The following is a 19,646-nucleotide window of genomic DNA, read 5'->3' as shown; positions in this document are numbered from 1 at the left end:
GGAAGCCGCGTGACCGGCCCCGAGCGGCGGGCGGCCGCCAAGCGGCGCAACGACCCGGGCACCGGCAACCAGCGCCCGCAGTCCCGGCGGCACCGGCCGGTGCTGGACGGCGCCCGGCTGACCGCCTACGACGTGCTGGACGGCGTGTCCAGCCGCGCCGCCTACGCCAACCTGCTGCTGCCCCAGCTGCTGCGCGAGCGCCGGCTGGAGCCGCGGGACGCCGCGTTCGCGACCCAGCTCGCCTACGGCACATTGCGCGCCACCGGCACGCTGGACGCGGTGCTCGGCACGCTGGTGTCCCGGCCGCTGGCCGAGCTGGACCCGCGGGTGCTGGACCTGCTGCGGCTGGGCACCCACCAGCTGATGGACCTGCGGGTGCCGGCGCACGCCGCGGTCGACACCACCGTCGCGCTCACCCGGGCGATCGTCGGCACCGGCGCGTCCGGCCTGGTGAACGCGGTGCTGCGCAAGGTCGCCGCGGGCGGTGACCGCGCCGCCTGGGTGGCCGCGCTGGCGCCGGCCGACGAGGACGAGCGGCTGACCCTGACCACCGACCACCCGCGCTGGGTCGTCGAGGCCTGGCGCGACGCCCTCGGCGCCGAGGACGAGGTCGAGGCCGCACTGCTGGCCGACGACACCGCACCGGAGGTGCACCTGGTCGCCCGGCACGTCGACCGCGACGAGCTCGCCGCCGAGTCCGGAGGTACGCCGGGGCCGTGGTCGCCGTACGCCGTCCGGCTGCCCGGCGGTGACCCCGGCAAGCTCGCCGCCGTCCGCTCGGGTGCGGCCGCGGTGCAGGACGAGGGCAGCCAGCTGGCCGCCCTGGCGCTCACCCGCGCCCCGCTGGAGGGCACCGACGAGCGCTGGCTGGACATGTGCGCCGGCCCCGGCGGCAAGGCCGGGCTGCTCGCCGCCGTCCGCCCGGCCGGGGTGCACCTGACCGCCGCCGACCGCAGCGAGCACCGGGCCGAGCTGGTGCGCGGCGCGCTCACCGGTGCCGACGACGTCGACGTCCGGGTCGCCGACGGCACCGCCCCGGACTGGCCGGCCGGCTCGTTCGACCGGGTGCTGCTCGACGCCCCGTGCACCGGGCTCGGCGCGCTGCGCCGCCGGCCGGAGGTGCGCTGGCGGCGGACGGCCGAGGACGTCGCCCCGCTGGCGGAGCTGCAGCGGCAGCTGCTGGACAGCGCGCTTGCCTCGGTGCGGCCCGGGGGCGTGGTCGCCTACGTGACCTGCTCGCCGCACACCGCCGAGACCGTCGACGTGGTCGACGCGGTCGCCGGCCGGGACGACGTCGAGGTGCTGCCGGTCGCGCCGCTGTTCCCGGAGGTGCCGGGCGTGCAGCGGGGCGACTACGGCCAGCTGTGGCCGCACCGGCACGGCACCGACGCGATGTTCCTGGCGCTGCTCCGCCGCACCCGCTGACGGTCCGGCGCACCGCCGTCGGCGGGTGTGCGCCGAGATGCACCCGGCCCGGCAACGCCCGCCGAGGGGGCGGCCGGGCGGGGACGGTTCCGCGGAACCGTCCCCGCGGCCGCGAGTGCAGAGTGCCCTCGGGGCCCGGGCCGCCTCGGGACGGCTGCCCGCAGGCGCGGTCAGAAGGGGTACTGGCGCTTGGTGTGCTGGACGCTGATCCAGTGGTCGGTGGTGAACTCGTCGATCGCCCACTCACCGCCGAAGCGGCCCAGCCCCGACTCCTTCTCCCCGCCGAACGCGGTGTTGTTCTCGTCGTTGAGCGGGGAGTCGTTCACGTGGGTCATCCCGGCCTCGACCTGCAGCGCGAAGTCCACACCGCGCAGCACGTTCTCGGTGAACACCGCGCTGGACAGGCCGTACTCGGTGTCGTTGGCGATCGCCAGGGCATCGGCCTCGTCCTGCGCCCGGATGATGGTGACCACCGGGCCGAACACCTCCTGCCGGGCGGTGGCCACCTCGTTGGTGCCCAGCAGCACATGTGGGGGGAGCACCGAGCCGATCGGGCCGGTCGGGTCACCGCCGAGCAGCTGCTCGGCGCCGTCCTGCCGGGCCTGGGCGACCTTGTCCTGGATGCCCTCCAGCTGCGAGGAGTTGATGATCGGGCCGATGACGGTGTCGTCCTCCTTCGGGTCGCCGGCCTTGAGGCCGCGGACCCGCTCGACGAAGCGCTCCACGAACGCGTCGTGCACGGAGTCGTCCACCACGATCCGGTTGGTGATCATGCAGACCTGGCCCTGGTGGAAGAACTTGCCGAACACCGCGGCGTCCACCGCGAGGTCGAGGTCGGCGTCGTCCAGCACCACCAGGGGACCGTTGCCGCCGAGCTCCAGGGACAGCTTCTTCAGCCCTGCCTTCTGCGCGATGCCCTTGCCCACCGGCGTCGAGCCGGTGAAGGAGACCACCCGCGGCACCGGGTGCTCCACGATCGCGTCGCCGATGTCGCGGCCGCGGCCGATCACCACCGACAGCAGGCCCTCGGGCAGCCCGGCCTCCTCGTAGACCTTGGCCAGCAGCAGGCCGCCGGTGACCGGGGTGTCCCCGGCCGGCTTGAGGACGACGGCGTTGCCGGTGGCCAGCGCGGGGGCCACCGAGCGGTTGGACAGGTGCATCGGCACGTTCCACGGGCTGATCACCGCGACCACCCCGACCGGCCGGCGGTAGACCCGGCTCTCCTTGCCCTCGATGTCGGCGGGCAGGATCCGGCCCTCCATCCGGTACGGGTAGGACGAGGCCTCGTGGAAGTCGCGCAGGGTGATCGCGTACTCGAACTCCGCGGCCGGGGCGGCGGCGCCGCTCTCCCGGATGTGCCACTCGACGATCTCGTCCTTGCGGGCCTCCATGATCCGGGCCGCGCGGCGCATCACGTCGGCGCGCTCGCTGGGCAGCCGGGCCGCCCAGTCCCGCTGCGCCTGCTTCGCGGTGCGGTAGGCCTCGTCCAGGTCCTCGGCGTTGGCCAGCGGGATCTCGGTGAGGGTCTCGCCGGTGTAGGGGTCGGTGTCGGTGGCGGTCGCGCCGGCATTGCCGGCGCGCCAGGTGCCGGCGATCGGCATCCGGTCGAAACCGTCGTAGCGGGTGGGGGCGGAGGTGGCCGTCGTCATGGGACCGGGCCGTACCCGGTCGTGCGCCACGGAATCGCGGTGGCGGGTGACTCAGTAGTACGGGCTGCTGCCGCCGTCCGCCGCGCCGGCTGCCCGCAGGTTCCGCCGGTGCACGAGCTCGAGGTGGTCGGTCACGGTGGTGCAGATCCACGCGAGTGACCCGGTTGGCGTCAGCTCCGGCGCGAGCACCGGTTCGGGCCACCGGCCGCGGGCGCCGCAGGCGGTGACGAACACCGCGACCGCCGCCGCGACGACGTCGCCCGACGCAGCTGCCACGGGTGCGGGCGGGGTGCCGTAGCGGGTGCCCAGCAGGCCGCGGCGGACGCTCCAGACGCCGGCTCCCACGCACGCTTCGGCCACCTGCGACATCCCGGCGTCGCCGTGGTCCAACCACCAGGTCAGCGGGTGCCCGGGGTCGGCGTCCATGGCGCTGAGCAGGCGGTCCAGCGGTGGGAAGCGGGTGGGTGCTGGATCGAGGGAGATGCTGTCGGCCGTCTCGGCGAGGCGGCCGCAGTGGGCAGCGTCGACGAGCAGCGCCCCGCGCGCGGCGGCGTCCCAGATGTCGAAGGAGCGCAGGCGGCCCCGCGCGTCGACGCACACCGCCGCGAGCCGGGCGGCCACACCGTCGGACGGGTCCATGGTCATCCAGCTGCCCTTCAGTCGAGCACCGCGGCGAGCAGCCCGGCGGCGAAGGCGACCAGCATGCACACCACCACGAGGCCGACCAGCCGGCGCCCGCCCGTCCAGCGCTCCAGCCCATTCGGCGGCGCGACGTCCCGGATCGGTCCTGGCGGGTCGGCGACCCACCGCCGGGCCGCGCGCACCTGGCGGTGCACCAGCCCCGCTCCGGCTGCGGCCAGCAGGGCCAGGAGGACGGCGGCGGGCACGGCGAGGAACGGGCGGTCCCACCGGCCGCCCAGCAGCATGCCGACGACGGGCAGGGGGAACAGCCACACCACCCCGCGCAGCCGGGCCTGCCGGCGCGCGTACACGTCGGCCATGTCACGCAGTTCGGGGCCGGGGTCGATGTGCTCCCGGAGAGCATGCATGAACCGGTGGCCGCGGACGGCGTTGCGGCGCATGCGCGGCACGGTCCGTTGCAGCACCAGCAGCACGGCGAAGAACCCGAGATAGCCGGCCAGCGCCCACCACGCCGCCGTCCCTTCGACGAACCCCAGGCCCCCGGTCAGCGCGACGAGCGACGCGAAGAAGGCAGTCAGGCACACCACGGCGACGGCGTCCTGACGGCGTCCGCGACGGTCGACGGCGGTCCAGTCGACGGGCGGCTCGAGGCCGGTCACGGGTGGTCCTCCTCGGGGTACGGGGGATCGGAGAGCCAGCGGTGGGCCCGGGTCAGCTGCTCCCGGCGGCGGACGAGGAACGAGCACGCCAGGGCGGTCAACGGCAGCGCGGGCAGGGCGGTCGGGACGTCGCTGCGCACCAGCGCGGCAACGACGCAGGCGAGGGCCAGCCCGCCGAGCAGGGCCGGCGGCAGCCAGGTGTCCGACCGAGGACTGCCCAGCAGCACCCGGGCCCGGTCGGTGGCGGCGTCCCGGAGCCCCGGCCCCGGATCGGTCGAGCTGCGCAGGGCGGCCACCGCGGCCCGGTGACCGGCATCGGTGCGCACCGTCCGCCCGTTCTGCCACCAGGCGACGACGAGCGAGGCGAGGGCGGCCGGGACCAGCGCGGCCAGCACCAGCGGTCCGACCAGCTCGACCAGCGCCCAGCCCAGCGCGGCGTCGACCAACAGCGTGGTGACGGCGACGGCCGCGAAGGAGGGCAGCAGCAGCGGCGCGCCGTCGAAGGGTGCCCTGCGGCGGGGCCGGTCGGGGCCGGTCAACTCGCGGCGAGGGCGCCGATCACGCCGTTGGCGATCGACAGCGCGATCGCCGCGTACCCGCAGACCAGACCGGTCAGCGCGAAGCCGGCGCCGCCGGCCCGGGAGCGGGCCTTGTGGCTGAGGACGACGGCCACGATGCCGAGCACCAGGCTGGAGAGCAGGTAGAGGAACGGCACCCAGAACGTCGCCGCGGCGATGATGCCGCAGACCATCCCGGCGGTGGCGAGGCCGTTGGACTGCTGGCTGCCTGCGGTGCTGTCACGGTGCTGACCGAGCTGGGACACGGGGTGCTCCTCTTCGTGGGCGTCCTCCGGCGGGACGCCCCGTGATCGTGACGTTCGGTCACCGCAGCGGCCGCGTGGACGGCGTCCCTGTCGCCCGATCAGGTGACGTGTCCGTCCGACGTCGGGTCCTCGTCGTGCTGTCCGCCGGACCGGCCGTCGCGGAGCCCGGCCGGTCAGTCCGCGATGAGCCCGATGAGGAACGAGGCGACGATGCAGGCGCCGCCGACCGTCATGACCACCGGTGCCACCCGCTGCCACGGAGCAGCCGGTGGGAGGGGGCGCGGCGGCCCGGGCGGGTCGGCCAGCCAGCGTCGGGCGTCCCGGCCCGATCGGGCGGTGGTCGCCGCGAGGACGCAGAAGGTGACCACCAGCACGCCGACCGCGACACCGGCGAGGACCGGCCGGTCCCACGGCGCCGAGTCGACGAAGAGCAGCGGGACGACCAGGAAGAACGGCGCCGCCCAGCGCTGACCGGCCAGGTGCCGGGCCTGGCGGTCGACGCGCCCGCGCAGCTCCGGCCCGGGGTCGGCGTGGGCCCGCAGCGCGCGCTGGACCCGCCGGGCCGTCACCTGGCGTGCGCCCGGACCGCGCAGCCGGGTCACCCCGATGACCAGCACCGACACGACGGCGACGCCGCCGACCAGCCACCAGCCCAGCGGGCCGAGCAGCGCCGGCCACGTGCCGCCCTGGGCGACGAGGAGCGCCGCGGCGTAGCCGGTGAGCAGCGGCGGCAGCCCCCAGGCCTGCCAGGCCGGGGATCGGTCGGCCACCGTTGCGTCGACGCCGCCGGTCACGCGCGCTCCTCCCGCACGGCCGGTGCGGCGTCGAGCCACCGGGAGGCCCGCAGCAGCTCGCGGTGTCCGGTGACGAGCACCCACGCGGCGGCCACCAGCAGCGGCAGCACCGGCGCGGCCACGAGCAGGTCGTCCCGCAGCAGTGCGGCCACGCCGCAGGCCACGGCCAGCCCGGCGAGCACGGCGGCGGGGCCCCACAGGTCGCTCGCCGGCCGGGCGAGCAGGTCGCGGGCCACCCGGTCGGCGGCGTCCCGGTGACCGGGCCCCGGGTCCCGCTGGTGACGCAGGACGTCGGTCGCCCGGCGCTGGTCGGCGATCTCCGCGGCGGGCGGCAGCCAGCGCCACCACAGGACCAGTCCGACGCCGGCACACAGGCCGGCGGCCGTCCAGGAGGCGAACAGCGTGCCCACGCCCCAGGCAGTGACCAGCAGGACGATGACCAGCGCAGCCGAGGGGAGCCCGACGCCGGTACGGGGTGCGGCAACGCGCCGCAGGCCGCGGCCGCGGAGATCGTCGATCATGGCCGCAGAGTAGAGGCGACCGCGCTGAGCTGCGGGTTCTCCCGTGCCACTGCAGCAGCCGCGGGGTCTCCCGCGCCGGTCAGGAGGCGGTCGGACCGGAGGTCGATCACAGCGCTGCACTGCCTACCATCGCGGGGTGACCCGGGAACCCATGATCGCGCCCAGCCTGCTGTCCGCGGACTTCGCCCGGCTCGCCGACGAGGTGCAGCGGATCGCCGACGCCGACTGGGTGCACGTCGACGTCATGGACGCCCACTTCGTGCCCAACCTGACCCTCGGCCTGCCGGTGGTGCAGGCGATCCAGGCGGTCAGCCCGGTCCCGCTGGACTGCCACCTGATGATCGAGGACCCGGAGCGATGGGCCCCCGGGTACGCCGAGGCCGGCGCCCGCAACGTCACGGTGCACGCCGAGGCCTGCACCGACCCCCGGAAGGTCGCCCGCGACCTCAAGGCCGCCGGTGCGCTGGCCGGGCTGGCGCTCAAGCCGGGCACGCCGCTGGAGGGCTACCTCGACGTGCTGCCCGAGTTCGACACCCTGCTGGTGATGACGGTGGAGCCGGGCTTCGGCGGGCAGTCGTTCATGCCCGAGGTGCTGCCCAAGGTCACCGAGGCGCGCCGGCTGGTCCAGACCGGGCACCTGCAGCTGTTCCTGGAGGTGGACGGCGGGATCAACGCCGACACCATCGAGCAGGCCGCCGCGGCGGGCGCCGACGTCTTCGTGGCCGGCTCGGCGGTCTACGGCGCCGACGACCCCGCGCAGGCGATCGCCGCGCTCCGGGCCCTGGCCGCCCGGTGAGCCCGGCGGAGCGCGCGGCGATGGCCCGCGCCCGCGAGCTCGGGCTGGCCGTGCTGGGCACGACCAGCCCCAACCCGGCGGTCGGTGCCGTGGTGCTCGACGCGGCCGGTCAGGTGGTGGGGGAGGGGGCCACCTCGCCTCCCGGCGGCCCGCACGCCGAGGTGCACGCGCTGGCCCAGGCCGGTGACCGGGCCCGCGGCGGCACCGCCGTGGTCACCCTCGAACCGTGCGCCCACACCGGCCGCACCGGCCCGTGCGCCGACGCGCTGATGGCCGCCGGGGTGGCCCGGGTCGTCGTCGCCGTCCCCGAGCCGACCCGGCTGGCGGAGGGCGGGGCCGACCGGCTGCGGGCCGCCGGCATCGACGTCGAGCTGGGCGCCGAGCAGGCCGAGGCAGCTGACGGTGCCCTGGCGCCGTGGCTGACCGGCGTCCGCGAGCACCGGCCGCAGGTGGTCTGGAAGGTCGCCACCACCCTCGACGGCCGGGTGGCCGCCGCCGACGGCACCAGCCGCTGGATCACCGGCCCCGACGCCCGTGCCGCCGTCCACGTCCTGCGGGCGACCTGCGACGCGGTGCTGGTCGGCTCCGGGACGGCGCTCGCGGACGACCCGCAGCTCACCGTCCGGGACGCCGACGGCCGCACCCTCGACCGGCAGCCGCTGCGCGTGGTGCTGGACCGCCGGGGCCGGGTGCCGGCCACCGCCCGGGTGCACGACGCCGCCGCGCCCACGCTGGTCAGCTCAGCGGGCACCCCGGCCGCGCTGCTGGCGGAGCTGTACGAGCGGGGCGTCCGACGGGTGCTGCTGGAGGGCGGTCCGACGCTGGCCGCGGCGTTCCTCGCCGCCGGGCTGGTCGACGAGGCGGTGGTGCACGTCGCGCCCACCCTGCTGGGTGCCGGGGCTCACATGGTGGGCGACCTGGGAATCCCGACCATCTCCGCCGCGCTGCACCTGGCGGTCACCGACGTCACCCGCATGGGCGGGGACGTGCAGATCCGCCTGCGCCCCACCCGGCACACTGGTGGACCGGCGATCGACGACGGAGGGAGCTGACGTGTTCACCGGCATCGTGGAGGAGCTCGGCACCCTGGTCGAGCGCGCGGACGGCGCGGACAGCGCCGTGCTGCGGATCCGGGCGCGCACCGCCCTGCAGGACGTCGCCCTCGGCGACTCGATCGCGGTCAACGGCGTCTGCCTCACCGTCACCGGCGTCGAACCGGGCGAGGACGGCGCGGGCGTGTGGAGCACCGACGTGATGGCCGAGACGCTGCGGCGCAGCAGCCTGGGCCGGGTCGGCGCAGGCGAGCAGGTGAACCTGGAGCGCGCGGTCACCCCGACCACCCGGCTGGGCGGCCACATCGTGCAGGGCCACGTCGACGGCGTCGGCACCGTGGTGTCCCGCACGCCGGGCGACGACTGGGAGGTCGTGCGGATCGCCGTCCCGGCCGAGCTGGCCCGCTACCTGGTGGAGAAGGGCTCGATCACCGTCGACGGCGTCTCGCTGACCGTCAGTGCCCTGTCCGACTCCCCGGAACCCTGGTTCGAGGTCAGCCTCATCCCGACCACCCTGCGCGAGACGACCCTGGGCGAGCGTGCCCCCGGTGACCCGGTCAACCTGGAGGTGGACGTCATCGCCAAGTACGTCGAACGACTGTTGGGAGCCCGACGATGAGCGCGTTCCGGCTGGACTCCGTGGAGAGCGCGATCGCCGCGGTCAAGAGCGGCCGGCCTGTCGTCGTCATCGACGACGAGGACCGGGAGAACGAGGGCGACCTGATCTTCGCCTCCGAGCTCGCCACCCCCGAGCTGGTCGCCTTCATGGTGCGGTACACGTCGGGCTACATCTGCGTCGCGGTGACCGAGGAGGACGCCGACCGGCTCGACCTGCCGCCGATGTTCCGGGTCAACCAGGACCGCCGCGGCACCGCCTACACCGTGACCGTCGATGCCCGGGAGGGCGTGACCACCGGCATCTCCGCCGCCGACCGGGCGCACACCATCCGCACCCTGGCTGCCGCCGACACCGGCTCCGCCGACCTCGCCCGCCCGGGCCACGTCGTCCCGCTGCGGGCCAAGGACGGCGGCGTGCTGCGCCGCCCCGGGCACACCGAGGCCGCCGTCGACCTGGCCGTGCTGGCGGGCCTGCGGCCGTCCGGGACGCTGTGCGAGGTCGTCTCCGAGAAGGACCCGATCGGCATGGCGCGCGGTGACGAGCTGCGGGTCTTCGCCGACGAGCACGACCTGGTCATGGTCTCCATCGCCGACCTGATCGCCTACCGCAAGCGCTTCGACAAGCTGGTCGAGCGGGTCGCCGAGGCCCGGGTGCCGCTGCGCGCCGGGGAGTTCACCGCGGTCGGGTACAGCAGCTCCTACGACGAGCGGGAGCACGTCGCGTTCGTCTACGGCGACATCGCCGACGGGGAGGACGTGCTGGTGCGCGTGCACTCCGAGTGCCTGACCGGCGACGTGTTCGGCTCGCTGCGCTGCGACTGCGGCCCGCAGCTGGACGCCGCGCTCGCCGCCGTCGCCCAGGAGGGCCGGGGTGTCGTCCTCTACATCCGCGGGCACGAGGGCCGGGGGATCGGCCTGCTGCACAAGCTGCAGGCCTACCAGCTGCAGGACACCGGCGTGGACACCGTCGACGCCAACCTCGACCTCGGGCTGCCCGCCGACGCCCGCGACTACGGCACCGGCGCGCAGATCCTGGTCGACCTGGGCATCCACACCATGCGGCTGCTGACCAACAACCCGGCCAAGCGCGCCGGGCTGGAGGGCTACGGCCTGAAGATCACCGGCCGGGTCGGGCTGCCCAGCAGCGTCACCGCCGACAACGTCGGCTACCTGCGCACCAAGCGCGACCGGATGGGCCACCTGCTGGAGATCATCGAGCCCAGCGCCTCCGACGGCGACGGGCCGGCGTCCCCGCCGGTGCGGCGCGCCGACGAGCAGCCGGTATGACGGTCGGCGGGTCCCGCGCCGGGCACACTGCAGCGTCCCTTCCAGCAGCACAGAGCATCGAGGAGAACTCATGAGCGGGTCCGGAGCGCCGGGGCAGGAGCCGATCGACGCCGCGGGGCTGACCCTGGGCATCGTCGCGGCCACCTGGCACACCGACATCAGCGACTCCCTGCTGGCCCGGGCGATCGCCTGCGCCGAGGCCTCGGGCATCCCCTCGCCGACCGTCGTCCGGGTGCCGGGCGCGATCGAGCTGCCGGTGGTCGCCCAGGCGCTGGCCGAGAACCACGACGCCGTCGTGGCCCTGGGCGTCGTCGTCCGGGGTGGCACGCCGCACTTCGACTACGTCTGCGACTCCTTCACCGCCGGGCTGACCCGGGTGTCGCTGGACTCCGGGACGCCGGTGGGCAACGGCGTCCTCACCACCGAGGGTGAGCGGCAGGCCCGCGACCGGGCCGGCATGGACGACTCCGGTGAGGACAAGGGCTGGGAGGCCACCGCCGCCGCGCTGCAGACCGCCCTGGTGCTGCGCGACCTGCGGGCCACCCCCCGCGCCACCGGCTTCCAGGCCGGGCCCGGAGCCGGCGCGTGAAGTCCTTCGACCAGCTGTTCGCCGAGCTGAGCGACAAGGTCGCCGCCGGCGACCCCGCCTCGGGCACCGTCACCGCCGTCCGCGACGGGGTGCACGCGGCGGGGAAGAAGGTCGTCGAGGAGGCGGCCGAGTCGTGGATGGCCGCCGAGCACGAGGGCGCCGAACGCACGGCGGAGGAGATCAGCCAGCTCCTGTACCGGGTGCAGGTGCTCATGCTGGCTCGCGGGCTCAGCCTGGACGACGTCTACGCTCACCTCTGACGAAGGACCTCGTCCCTCCCCACGACGCGCTTCGCACGCCGCGGGCCCCTGGGACGAGGCCGGTAGGCCCTGCCCCCTGTGAAGGAGCTCTTCTGTGCTGCGCGTCGCCGTCCCGAACAAGGGGGTCCTGAGCGAGCCCGCGGCGGCGATGCTCGTCGAGAGCGGGTACCGGCAGCGGCGCACCTCCAGCGAGCTGGCCGTGTACGACCCGGAGAACGACACCGAGTTCTTCTACCTGCGGCCCCGCGACATCGCGATCTACGTCGCCGCCGGCACGCTGGACGTCGGCATCACCGGCCGCGACATGCTGCTGGAGACCACCCCGACCGATGGTGGGGGAGCGGTCGCGGCCGAGGTGATGCCGCTGGGCTTCGGCCGGTCCTCCTTCCGGTTCGCCAGCCCGGCCGACTCCGCGATCGGGGACGTGGCCGCGCTCGAGGGCCGACGAATCGCCACCGCCTACCCGGGCCTGCTCCAGCGGTTCCTGGACGACACCGGCATGAAGGCCTCGGTGGTCAAGCTGGACGGCGCGGTCGAGACCGCCTGCCGGCTGGGCGTGGCCGATGCCGTGTGCGACGTGGTCGAGACCGGGACGACGCTGCGGGCCGCGGGCCTGCGGATCATCGGCGACCCGGTGCTGGCCAGCGAGGCCGTGCTCGTCGGGCGGGCCGGTGCCGACGAGGTGCCCGCCGTGGCGCAGCTGCGCCGCCGGCTGCAGGGCGTCCTGGTCGCCCGGCGCTACGTGATGCTCGACTACGACTGCCCCAACGCGCTGCTGGCCCAGGCCACCGCGCGCACGCCCGGCCTGGAGGGCCCGACCGTCAGCCCGCTGCAGACCGAGGGCTGGTCCGCAGTGCGGGCGATGGTGCTCAAGGACGACACCAACCGGGTGATGGACGAGCTCTGGGAGCTCGGCGCCCGCGCCATCCTGGTCACCACCATCGCCGCCTCCCGGCTCTGACGCACCGCCTCGCGCTGGTGCCCGCCACGTCGCGAGCCGGTGCGCGGGGGTGCCCGTCGCCTCGGGCTGGTGAGAGCGGCCGCTCAACGCTGACCTGTGTTCCGCCGCTGGTCCGCCGCGTCGCCTGACCGGCAGTCACGGAGGGCGGCATCCTGGGGGCATGCGTCGCCTCCTCCTCCCGGTCCTGCTGCTCGCCGTCCCGTTCGTCGGGGCGTGCGGCGCGTCCGAGGGGCCGGTGACCCCGGTGCCGGGTGAGCTGACCGAGCAAGGGCCGGCCGAGGCGTCCCTGGAGGTCTCGCTGGACCGTGGCGACGGCGGCTCCGCCGAGACCCGGACCCTGACCTGCGAACCGGAGCCCGGCGGGACGTACGCCGACCCGGCGGCGGTCTGCGATCACCTGCAGGGGCTCGAGGACCCGTTCGCGCCGCTGCCGGCCGACCAGATGTGCACCCAGCAGTTCGGCGGGCCGCAGACGGCCACGGTCACCGGCCGCTGGGCGGGTGAGCCCGTGGACCTGCAGCTGGACCGCACCGACGGGTGCGCCATCGCCCAGTGGGACCGGCTCGGCCCGCTGCTGCCCGCCGACGTCGACTGAGCGGTGGCCCGCCGGGAGCAGCCGGCGGGCCACCGGGGTCAGCGCGGCCGGGCGGTGCGGTCGACCAGGTCGATCGCCGTGCACAACCCCAGGGCCAGGGCCCGGCCGCTGGTCGATCCGGTGGCCAGCAGCGCACTGATCGCCGGGGCGAGCGCGCCGTCGCCGACCAGCCCCCGCAGCACGGCGGCGAACTCGCCGCTGACCCGCCCGGCGGCCGCGTGGCGCAGCAGCGCCCGGGACAGCTCGGTGGTGCGCCCGGCGGCCAGGCCGGTCACCCCGGCGCCGAACCGCTCGGCCGCGGGGTGGCCCAGCAGCACCAGCCCGGCGGTGGTGCCGGCCAGCACGTCGTCACCGGCCGGCGTCAGACCAGGGCCGAGGCCGATCAGCCGGGTGGCGGTGCGCAGCGCGGCGTCGAGGTCGGCCCGCCGGACGGCACCGCGCAGTGCCGCCAGCGGACCGCTCGGGCCACCGGGCAGGCCGGGGAGGGCGAACGCGCTGTGCGGGACGCCCTCGCCGTAGAGCGCCACCCGCAGCTGCCGCACGCCCTCGGGGAGGAGCGCGGGGCGGGTGGTGGGCAGCTTGGGGCGGGGGTCCCACCAGGCGGCCGCGCTGACCACGAGGTCCCCGACGACGATCCGGCCGCCGCCGACCTGGGCCGGCGCCCCGCTGGGGACCGACACCAGCGGGCGGCCGTTGGCGGGCCGGAACAGCACGCAGCCCAGCGGCAGCCGGGCGGCGTCGGAGGTCAGCACCCCGACCACGTCGGGGCCCTGCGGCGTCGGGACGGAGAGGTACACCGCAGCGGGGACGGACAGCAGCACCCGCGCCTGGCGGACCGGCCCGCGCAGCAGCTCGGCCACGCCGGTGCTGGCCTGCGACGGCACGGACGCGCCGGCTCCGGCGCGGGGGGACGGCGCGCTCCCGGCGTGCGGGAGGTGCAGGGTCGGCATCCCGGCCCGGGCGGCCCGGCCCGGCCGGGTCGGCGCCGGGATCGTGGTCGTCCCTGCCCGGGGCGCGCGGCTCCGGCCCTCGCCGGTGTCGTCGGCCCTGGCGTCGCCCTGTCCGCCGGTGCCCTCGTCGATCGTGCGCATGTGACCTCCACCCGTGCGGTGGACGGCGGCCAGTGGGTCGGCCGTGCCCGTCCCGGTCTCCTCCGGCCCCGGTCCGGGCGACCGCGGAGCCCACGACGTGCAGTGGGCGAGCTGCCGTTCCGTGCCGGGTCACAGGTCCGGAGTGCACACCCACCCGGCGAGCGCCCCGGGGCCTGTATGGCGATTCTCGCCAAGCGGCGTTCCCGGCGTCCAGAGACGTCTGACAGAATCTCGCGCAGATGTCGGGTGCACGGTGCTCTGGGGGTACGTACAGTGACTGAACGTGAGGTTTCGGTGACTTACGCGGCGCACAGCGATCGGGTGGCTACGCAACGCACCGTCCCGCCCTCCATCGAGCCGGTGCTCTCGCAGGTGCCGCCGGCCGATCGAACGGCCCTGCAGGACAGCATGGGCCTCACGGTCGACCAGCTCCTGCAGCTGCCCGGCCTGGCCGGCACCCTCGTCGTCGGTGGTGCCACCGGCACCCGCCGGATCGTCCGGCACGTGACGGTCGACGACCCGGCCGACCCTGTCGGCAGCGCCGGCCCGGACGTGCTGGTGGTGCTGGCCACCCGGCTGCCCTCCGGCGACCCGGTGCAGAGCCGGGCGCTGATCGAGCGGCTGCACCGCGGCGGCAGCGGCGCGTTGGCCTTCCGCGCCGAGGGCTCGGCCGGCAACGCCGCCGGTGAGGTGCCGGTCGAGGTGCTGGCCGAGGCCGACCGCCGCGGCTTCCCGGTGCTCGCCCTGCCCGCGTCCACCCGGCTCGACGAGGTCGTCGCCGAGGTGCTCGGCGCGATCATCGACAAGCAGACCCAGGCGCTGAGCCTGGCCAACCGGATGCACAACCAGTTCATCGACGTCGCGCTCAGCGGCGGTGGACTGGCCGAGGTCACCACCGGCGTCTCCACCTTCCTGGCCGGCGCCGCGGTGCTCGGGCTCGGCCCGGACCGCGAGGTCGCCACCTCTGCCGGTCCGGCGGAGGAGGTCGAGGAGATCCGCGACTGGCTCTGGTTGCTGGACGCCGCGGCCGACGACGCGTTCGCCGACCTCACCCCCTCTCGCCGCCTCTCGGGCAACCGCGCCGACCAGAGCGTGGTCACCCCCGCCGACGTGTTCGCCGACGCCGACATGTCCCCGGCCGACGGCATCCTGCTCGTCCCCGGCCACCACGAGCTCCCCGGCGGCGTGGGGGAGTACGCCGTCGCACCGATCATGGCCGGTGACCAGCGGCACGGCTGGCTGGTCGCGGTCAACCGGCACGGCCCGATGCTGCTGGGCGCCGGCGCGGTGCTCGAGCAGGCTGCCGTCATCGCCGCGCTCTCGGAGATCCGCTCGCAGGCCGTGCACTCGGTCGAGCTGCGCTTCCAGGGCGACATGGTGCGCCGGCTGGTCGGCGGGACGTTCGCGCACACCGAGCGGGCACTGGCCTACGCGCGCTCCTTCGGCTGGCGGCTGGACGGCCCGGTCGTCGTCCTGGTCACCGCGACCGAGACGGTGGCCGACGCCGGGACCGACCCCACCCGGGCCCTGGACGTGCTCGACCGGCTGGCCGACGGCTGGCGCTCGGCCGTGGACGCCGAGGTGGCCGGTGCCGCGGTCGCGGGCCTGGCCACCGAGATCGTCACCGTGCTGCCGCTGGACGGGCGCACCCCCGAGGAGCTCTCCGGCCTGGTGGCCGCGGTCACCGCCCGGGTGAACGCCCGGCTGCGGCGGGTCGGCCGGCTGCTGGGCACCGGCATCGGCCGGCCGGCGGAGTCGCTCTCGGGTCTGGGCGAGGTCTACCAGCAGGCGCAGCGGGCGCTCGTGGTCGGCCAGGAGATCCACGGCGGGCACGCGGTGACCCACTTCGACCAGCTCGGCGTCTTCCGGCTGCTCTCGCTGATCCCGGACAGCAACGAGCTGCGGTCCTACGTCGACGAGGTGCTCGGCACCCTGGCCGACTCCAGCGACGCGGACGCGGTCGACCTGCGCGACACCCTGCGGGTGCTGCTGGAGACCAACCTCAACGTCGCCGAGTCCGCGCGCCGGCTGCACTTCCACTACAACACCATGCGGTACCGGATCGGGAAGCTGGAGCGGCTGCTCGGCCCCTTCACCACCGACCCGACCCTGCGGCTGAACCTGCTGCTGGCACTGCACGCCGCGCGCATCCGGGGTCTTGACCAGCCGCACCGCCCGCCGGTGGAGAGCGTCGCCGCCGCCGTCCTGGACGACGGGCTCGAGTCGCTCGTCTGAAGAAGGACCCCGCTGCCCCCCACCCCTCGCAGGCTCGGGGCGGGCCCCTGCAGCGGGGCCGAACGACGCTCGGGTGGGCGCTGTCGGCGCCGGCGGGTGTCGCTGGTGTTACGGCTGTGTTCACCCCGTGGTCCGTGATGGGAACGTGTCCAGGACCCCCTGGTGTGCGCCCGCCGGATCTGCCACTGTCCGGTACCTCAGCGCTGAGCTAGTTGCTCGGCGGGGTTGCGAGGAGGACCGATGGCGTTCGGCTGGAAGCTCTACGGGGACGGCAAGACCCCGCCACTGGGTGAGGCGGTGGCGCCCGAGGAGCGGCTGTCCTGGCCGCTGACCGTCGGCATCGGGGCGCAGCACGTCGTCGCCATGTTCGGGGCGACCTTCGTGTTCCCGCTGATCATGGGCCTGGACGCCAACCTGGCGATCATGATGAGCGGGATCGCCACCATCATCTTCCTGCTGATCGTGCAGGGGAAGGTGCCCTCCTACCTGGGCACCAGCGCCGCCTTCGTCGGCGGCGTCACGGCCGTCCGGGCGCAGGGCGGTGACAGCAGCGACGTGGTCGGCGCGATCCTGGTGTCGGGCATCGTGCTCGCGCTGGTCGGCCTGCTCATCCAGGCGGCCGGACCACGGGTGGTCAACCGGGTGCTGCCCCCGGCGGTGACCGGCGCGGTCGTGCTGCTGATCGGCTTCAACCTGGCCCCGGTCGCCGCCGGCACGTACTGGCCGCAGGACCAGTGGGTCGCGCTGGCCACCATGGCCTTCGTCATCGTCGTCTCGCTGGCGCTGCGCGGCTTCTGGGCGCGCATCTCGATCCTGCTGGGCCTGGTCTTCGGCTACCTGCTGTCGGTGCTGCTGGATGCGGTCTCCGGCCCGATCACCTCCGTCCTGGCCGGGGCCGCCGAGGCCACCGAGCACGACCGGGTCGACTGGAGCGGGGTCGAGACGGCGACGTGGTTCGGCCTGCCGGAGCTCACCGGGCCGTCGTTCTCGGTGAACTTCTCGCTGCTGGTGCTGCCCGCGGTGATCGCACTGGTCGCCGAGAACGCCGGCCACGTCAAGGCGGTCGGGGAGATGACCAAGCGCGACCTCGACCCGGTGCTCGGCCGGGCGGTGTTCGCCGACGGCGTCGCCACCGTCGTGGCCACCTCGGTGGGCGGTTCGCCGACCACCACCTACGCGGAGAACATCGGCGTCATGGCCGCCACCCGCGTCTACTCGACCGCGGCGTACTACGTGGCCGCGATCGTGGCCATCCTGCTCGGCCTGGTGCCCAAGTTCGGCGCGATCGTCAACGCCACCCCCGGCGCGGTGCTCGGCGGCATCACCGTCGTGCTCTACGGGATGATCGGGCTGCTCGGCGCCAAGATCTGGAAGGAGAACCGGGTCGACTTCGCCAACCCGATCAACCTGGTGCCGCTGGCCGCCGGGATCATCATCGGGATCGGCAACGTGAACCTGGTCTTCTCCGACGAGTTCTCCCTGGGCGGCATCTCCCTGGGCACGATCGTCGCGGTGGCCGGCTGGCACGTCGCCCGGGCCCTGGCGCCGGCGGAGATGAAGGCCGCGCTCACCCAGGAGACCGGGTTCGCCGCCGGCACCGGCCCAGCGCTGGGGGCCAGCGGCGGGCACCGGGTCGACGTGGGCGGCGCCGACCCCTCCGACGTCGACCGGGTGAACCGCACCCCCTGACCCGCGCCGTCCGCCGGCCCGACCTCCCTCGCAGGGGGTCGGGCCGGCGCACGTCCACGACCCACGGATAGGACCGATCGAGAGGACCGACCATGACCGCGGGGATCGACACCCCGGACCGGCGCGGCCGCACCGGGCTGGACCAGGTGGGCCGAGACCTGACCGGCAACGACGACGTCCGGGTGCGTGACGTCGAGCTGCTGTCCAGCGACTGGTACGTGCTGCGCAGGACCACCTTCGACCTGCGACACCGGGACGGGCGCTGGACGACGGAGACCCGGGAGACCTACGACCGGGGCAACGGCGCGACGGTGCTGCTGTACGACGCGGCACGCCGCACCGTGCTGCTGACCCGGCAGTTCCGCTTCCCGGCCTACGTCAACGGGCACCCCGACGGGCTGCTGGTGGAGACCGCGGCCGGCCTGCTGGACGACGACGACCCCCTCACCGCGGTGCGCCGGGAGGCCGAGGAGGAGACCGGTCACCGGGTCGGCGAGCTGACCCACGTGTTCGACGTGTTCATGAGCCCGGGTTCGGTCACCGAACGGCTGCACTGCTACGCCGGGTCCTATGACGCGGGGACGCGCCGGAGCCGCGGGGGCGGGCTGGCCGAGGAGGGCGAGGACATCGAGCTGGTCGAGCTGGGGTTCGACGAGGCGCTCGCCCAGATCGGCACCGGGGTCGTCGACGCCAAGACGATCATGCTGCTGCAGTGGGCGGCGCTGTCGGGGCCGTTCGCCCGCTGAGCACCGGGACCGGGCCCGGGCAGCCCCTCGGTCAGCCGGCCTCGAGCACCCGCTTCAGGGTCGCGAGGTCGGCGGCGACCGCAGCGGTGTCGGCCGCCAGCTGCTCGTCGGTGGTGCCCGCGGCCCGGCGCAGGGTGAACACCACCTCGCTGCCCGGCCCGTCGGCGAGCACCCGCAGCGGGTTGGTGGTGGTCGTGCCGTCGGGGAGCACCACGTCGTGGTCCAGCACGCCGTACTCGTTGACCGGCACGAAGCGCACCAGCACCCGGCCCATCGGGGAGTCGGCGACCCACTCGCCGCGCTCCCGCCGGATGCCGGCCGCCAGCCCGGCCGCCCAGGCCGGGAGGTTGGCCGGGTCGCGCACCCAGGAGTAGACCTCGGCAGCGGGGCGATCGATCTGCACGGACAGGTGACGCGACGGGGAGGACATGCGGGCATCGTGCCGCACGCCCGGCTGGCAACCCAAGATCGACTGCGGCACCCTCGCCGGCATGGACCCCACTTCGGCAGAGTCCCGGCGGCTGGTCAGCGGCGAGGAGTCCCGGTGGGCGGCAGCGATGTCCGTGCTGGACCGGGCCCCGAACCGCAGTGCCCGGGAGCGGCTGCGCCGCCGGCGGCTGCTCAGCTGGTCGTGGGTGCTCGGCCTGGTGGTGGTGCTCGCGGCCGGCGCCACCCTGCTGGCGCTGCTGTTCACCGACGCGCTGGTCCCCGAGCCCGGCCCGTCGTCCGGGTGGGTGGTGACCGGCCTGGTCGTGCAGGGCGCCGGCATCGTGCTGCTCGTGGGCTTCGCGGTGATCGCCTGGCGGGCGGGGCTCTTCCGGTGGTCGCAGCCGACCGCGGTGCTCGACCGGGCGCAGCGTCGTCGGCTCCTCGCCCAGGTGCGCGGGCGGGCGGCGGTCGACCCGGCCCGGCTGCCGCTCGCCCGCGACCTGGCGGAGCGCCTGGTGCTGCAACGCCACCAGGTCCTGTTCGTCGCCGGCATCCTCGTGCAGCAGCTGGGGCGGGCGATCAGCGGACCGACCACGTTCGTGCTGCTGCTCACCGGCGGGCTCTCCGTCGTGTTCGCGGTGGCCCTGGTCCTGCTCCGCCGGGACGCGCAGCGGGCGGAGGCGTTCCTCGCGGAGCACCCGGGCCAGGGCGGCGCGGGTCCCGGCTGATCGCAACGATCGAGCCGATCACCGGAGCGGATCGGCCAGCTCCGGTGTCGCGGCCGG

Annotated in this window: 22 protein-coding genes; 13 read left to right on the top strand and 9 right to left on the bottom strand. The window is 75.2% G+C overall.

Going from position 1 to position 19,646, the window contains the following annotated elements:
* Positions 1-9: 9 nt before the first annotated feature.
* Complete coding sequence (locus tag Q1A09_RS17545; protein ID WP_299957769.1) at positions 10-1,425, top strand: RsmB/NOP family class I SAM-dependent RNA methyltransferase; 1,416 nt, start codon at positions 10-12, stop codon at positions 1,423-1,425.
* A 170-nt stretch (positions 1,426-1,595) separates the two neighbouring features.
* Here the strand turns inward: Q1A09_RS17545 and Q1A09_RS17540 are convergent, their stop codons facing one another.
* The 7 genes from Q1A09_RS17540 to Q1A09_RS17510 all read right to left on the bottom strand — a co-directional run bounded on the left by Q1A09_RS17540 (position 1,596) and on the right by Q1A09_RS17510 (position 6,513).
* Complete coding sequence (locus Q1A09_RS17540; protein ID WP_299957767.1) at positions 1,596-3,074, bottom strand: aldehyde dehydrogenase family protein; 1,479 nt, start codon at positions 3,072-3,074, stop codon at positions 1,596-1,598.
* Between the two features lie 51 nt (positions 3,075-3,125).
* Positions 3,126-3,713, bottom strand: coding sequence for a GPP34 family phosphoprotein (locus Q1A09_RS17535; protein ID WP_299957765.1), 588 nt, complete (start codon positions 3,711-3,713; stop codon positions 3,126-3,128).
* Between the two features lie 17 nt (positions 3,714-3,730).
* A complete protein-coding gene (locus Q1A09_RS17530) occupies positions 3,731-4,375 on the bottom strand; it encodes a hypothetical protein (protein WP_299957764.1) in 645 nt (214 codons plus the stop codon).
* Positions 4,372-4,914 (bottom strand): hypothetical protein, encoded by a 543-nt coding sequence (locus Q1A09_RS17525; protein ID WP_299957762.1) that lies wholly within the window; start codon positions 4,912-4,914, stop codon positions 4,372-4,374. Before Q1A09_RS17525 ends, Q1A09_RS17530 begins: the two co-directional genes overlap by 4 nt.
* The gene (locus Q1A09_RS17520; protein ID WP_299957761.1) at positions 4,911-5,198 is read right to left on the bottom strand and encodes a DUF4190 domain-containing protein; all 288 of its coding nucleotides are present in this window, start codon (positions 5,196-5,198) and stop codon (positions 4,911-4,913) included. The genes Q1A09_RS17525 and Q1A09_RS17520 overlap by 4 nt, the downstream gene beginning before the upstream one ends.
* A 173-nt stretch (positions 5,199-5,371) precedes the next feature.
* Positions 5,372-5,992: a hypothetical protein gene (locus Q1A09_RS17515; RefSeq protein WP_299957759.1), complete on the bottom strand. Its 621-nt coding sequence runs from the start codon at positions 5,990-5,992 to the stop codon at positions 5,372-5,374.
* Positions 5,989-6,513, bottom strand: coding sequence for a hypothetical protein (locus tag Q1A09_RS17510; RefSeq protein WP_299957756.1), 525 nt, complete (start codon positions 6,511-6,513; stop codon positions 5,989-5,991). Before Q1A09_RS17510 ends, Q1A09_RS17515 begins: the two co-directional genes overlap by 4 nt.
* A 136-nt stretch (positions 6,514-6,649) precedes the next feature.
* Here Q1A09_RS17510 and rpe point away from each other — a divergent pair, with 136 nt between their 5' ends.
* From rpe to Q1A09_RS17470, 8 genes are all read left to right on the top strand, one after another.
* Entirely contained in the window at positions 6,650-7,309 is a 660-nt protein-coding gene (gene rpe / locus Q1A09_RS17505; protein WP_299957753.1) for a ribulose-phosphate 3-epimerase, read from the top strand.
* Between the two features lie 20 nt (positions 7,310-7,329).
* On the top strand, positions 7,330-8,361 hold the full coding sequence (gene ribD / locus Q1A09_RS17500; protein ID WP_299957750.1) for a bifunctional diaminohydroxyphosphoribosylaminopyrimidine deaminase/5-amino-6-(5-phosphoribosylamino)uracil reductase RibD: 1,032 nt from the start codon (positions 7,330-7,332) through the stop codon (positions 8,359-8,361).
* Position 8,362: 1 nt separating this feature from the next.
* Entirely contained in the window at positions 8,363-8,980 is a 618-nt protein-coding gene (locus Q1A09_RS17495; RefSeq protein ID WP_299957748.1) for a riboflavin synthase, read from the top strand.
* Positions 8,977-10,266, top strand: a complete 1,290-nt coding sequence (locus Q1A09_RS17490; RefSeq protein ID WP_299957745.1) for a bifunctional 3,4-dihydroxy-2-butanone-4-phosphate synthase/GTP cyclohydrolase II — start codon at positions 8,977-8,979, stop codon at positions 10,264-10,266. Before Q1A09_RS17495 ends, Q1A09_RS17490 begins: the two co-directional genes overlap by 4 nt.
* A gap of 70 nt (positions 10,267-10,336) precedes the next feature.
* Complete coding sequence (gene ribH, locus Q1A09_RS17485; protein ID WP_299957742.1) at positions 10,337-10,855, top strand: 6,7-dimethyl-8-ribityllumazine synthase; 519 nt, start codon at positions 10,337-10,339, stop codon at positions 10,853-10,855.
* Complete coding sequence (locus tag Q1A09_RS17480; protein ID WP_299957740.1) at positions 10,852-11,115, top strand: phosphoribosyl-ATP diphosphatase; 264 nt, start codon at positions 10,852-10,854, stop codon at positions 11,113-11,115. The genes ribH and Q1A09_RS17480 overlap by 4 nt, the downstream gene beginning before the upstream one ends.
* Positions 11,116-11,209: 94 nt before the next feature.
* Complete coding sequence (gene hisG, locus Q1A09_RS17475; RefSeq protein ID WP_299957738.1) at positions 11,210-12,076, top strand: ATP phosphoribosyltransferase; 867 nt, start codon at positions 11,210-11,212, stop codon at positions 12,074-12,076.
* Between the two features lie 160 nt (positions 12,077-12,236).
* Positions 12,237-12,671 (top strand): SSI family serine proteinase inhibitor, encoded by a 435-nt coding sequence (locus Q1A09_RS17470; protein WP_299957735.1) that lies wholly within the window; start codon positions 12,237-12,239, stop codon positions 12,669-12,671.
* A gap of 38 nt (positions 12,672-12,709) precedes the next feature.
* Here Q1A09_RS17470 and Q1A09_RS17465 read toward each other — a convergent pair whose 3' ends face one another.
* On the bottom strand, positions 12,710-13,762 hold the full coding sequence (locus Q1A09_RS17465) for a DUF2877 domain-containing protein (protein ID WP_299957732.1): 1,053 nt from the start codon (positions 13,760-13,762) through the stop codon (positions 12,710-12,712).
* Positions 13,763-14,083: 321 nt separating this feature from the next.
* On the opposite strand from Q1A09_RS17465, the gene Q1A09_RS17460 reads away from it, so the two are divergent.
* From Q1A09_RS17460 to Q1A09_RS17450, 3 genes are all read left to right on the top strand, one after another.
* Complete coding sequence (locus Q1A09_RS17460) at positions 14,084-15,997, top strand: PucR family transcriptional regulator (RefSeq protein ID WP_299957729.1); 1,914 nt, start codon at positions 14,084-14,086, stop codon at positions 15,995-15,997.
* 240 nt (positions 15,998-16,237) lie between these two features.
* Positions 16,238-17,686: a uracil-xanthine permease family protein gene (locus Q1A09_RS17455; protein WP_299957727.1), complete on the top strand. Its 1,449-nt coding sequence runs from the start codon at positions 16,238-16,240 to the stop codon at positions 17,684-17,686.
* Between the two features lie 92 nt (positions 17,687-17,778).
* A complete protein-coding gene (locus Q1A09_RS17450; RefSeq protein WP_299957724.1) occupies positions 17,779-18,432 on the top strand; it encodes an NUDIX domain-containing protein in 654 nt (217 codons plus the stop codon).
* A gap of 31 nt (positions 18,433-18,463) precedes the next feature.
* On the opposite strand, the gene Q1A09_RS17445 is transcribed toward Q1A09_RS17450, so the two are convergent.
* A complete protein-coding gene (locus tag Q1A09_RS17445; protein ID WP_299957721.1) occupies positions 18,464-18,862 on the bottom strand; it encodes an SRPBCC family protein in 399 nt (132 codons plus the stop codon).
* A 61-nt stretch (positions 18,863-18,923) separates the two neighbouring features.
* On the opposite strand from Q1A09_RS17445, the gene Q1A09_RS17440 reads away from it, so the two are divergent.
* Positions 18,924-19,589, top strand: coding sequence for a hypothetical protein (locus Q1A09_RS17440; RefSeq protein ID WP_299957718.1), 666 nt, complete (start codon positions 18,924-18,926; stop codon positions 19,587-19,589).
* Positions 19,590-19,646 lie beyond the last annotated feature (57 nt).

Source organism: uncultured Modestobacter sp. (assembly GCF_947486615.1).
Classification (GTDB): domain Bacteria; phylum Actinomycetota; class Actinomycetes; order Mycobacteriales; family Geodermatophilaceae; genus Modestobacter.
Note: the sequence above shows the minus strand (reverse complement) of the source record. Positions and strands in the feature narration are given on the sequence as shown.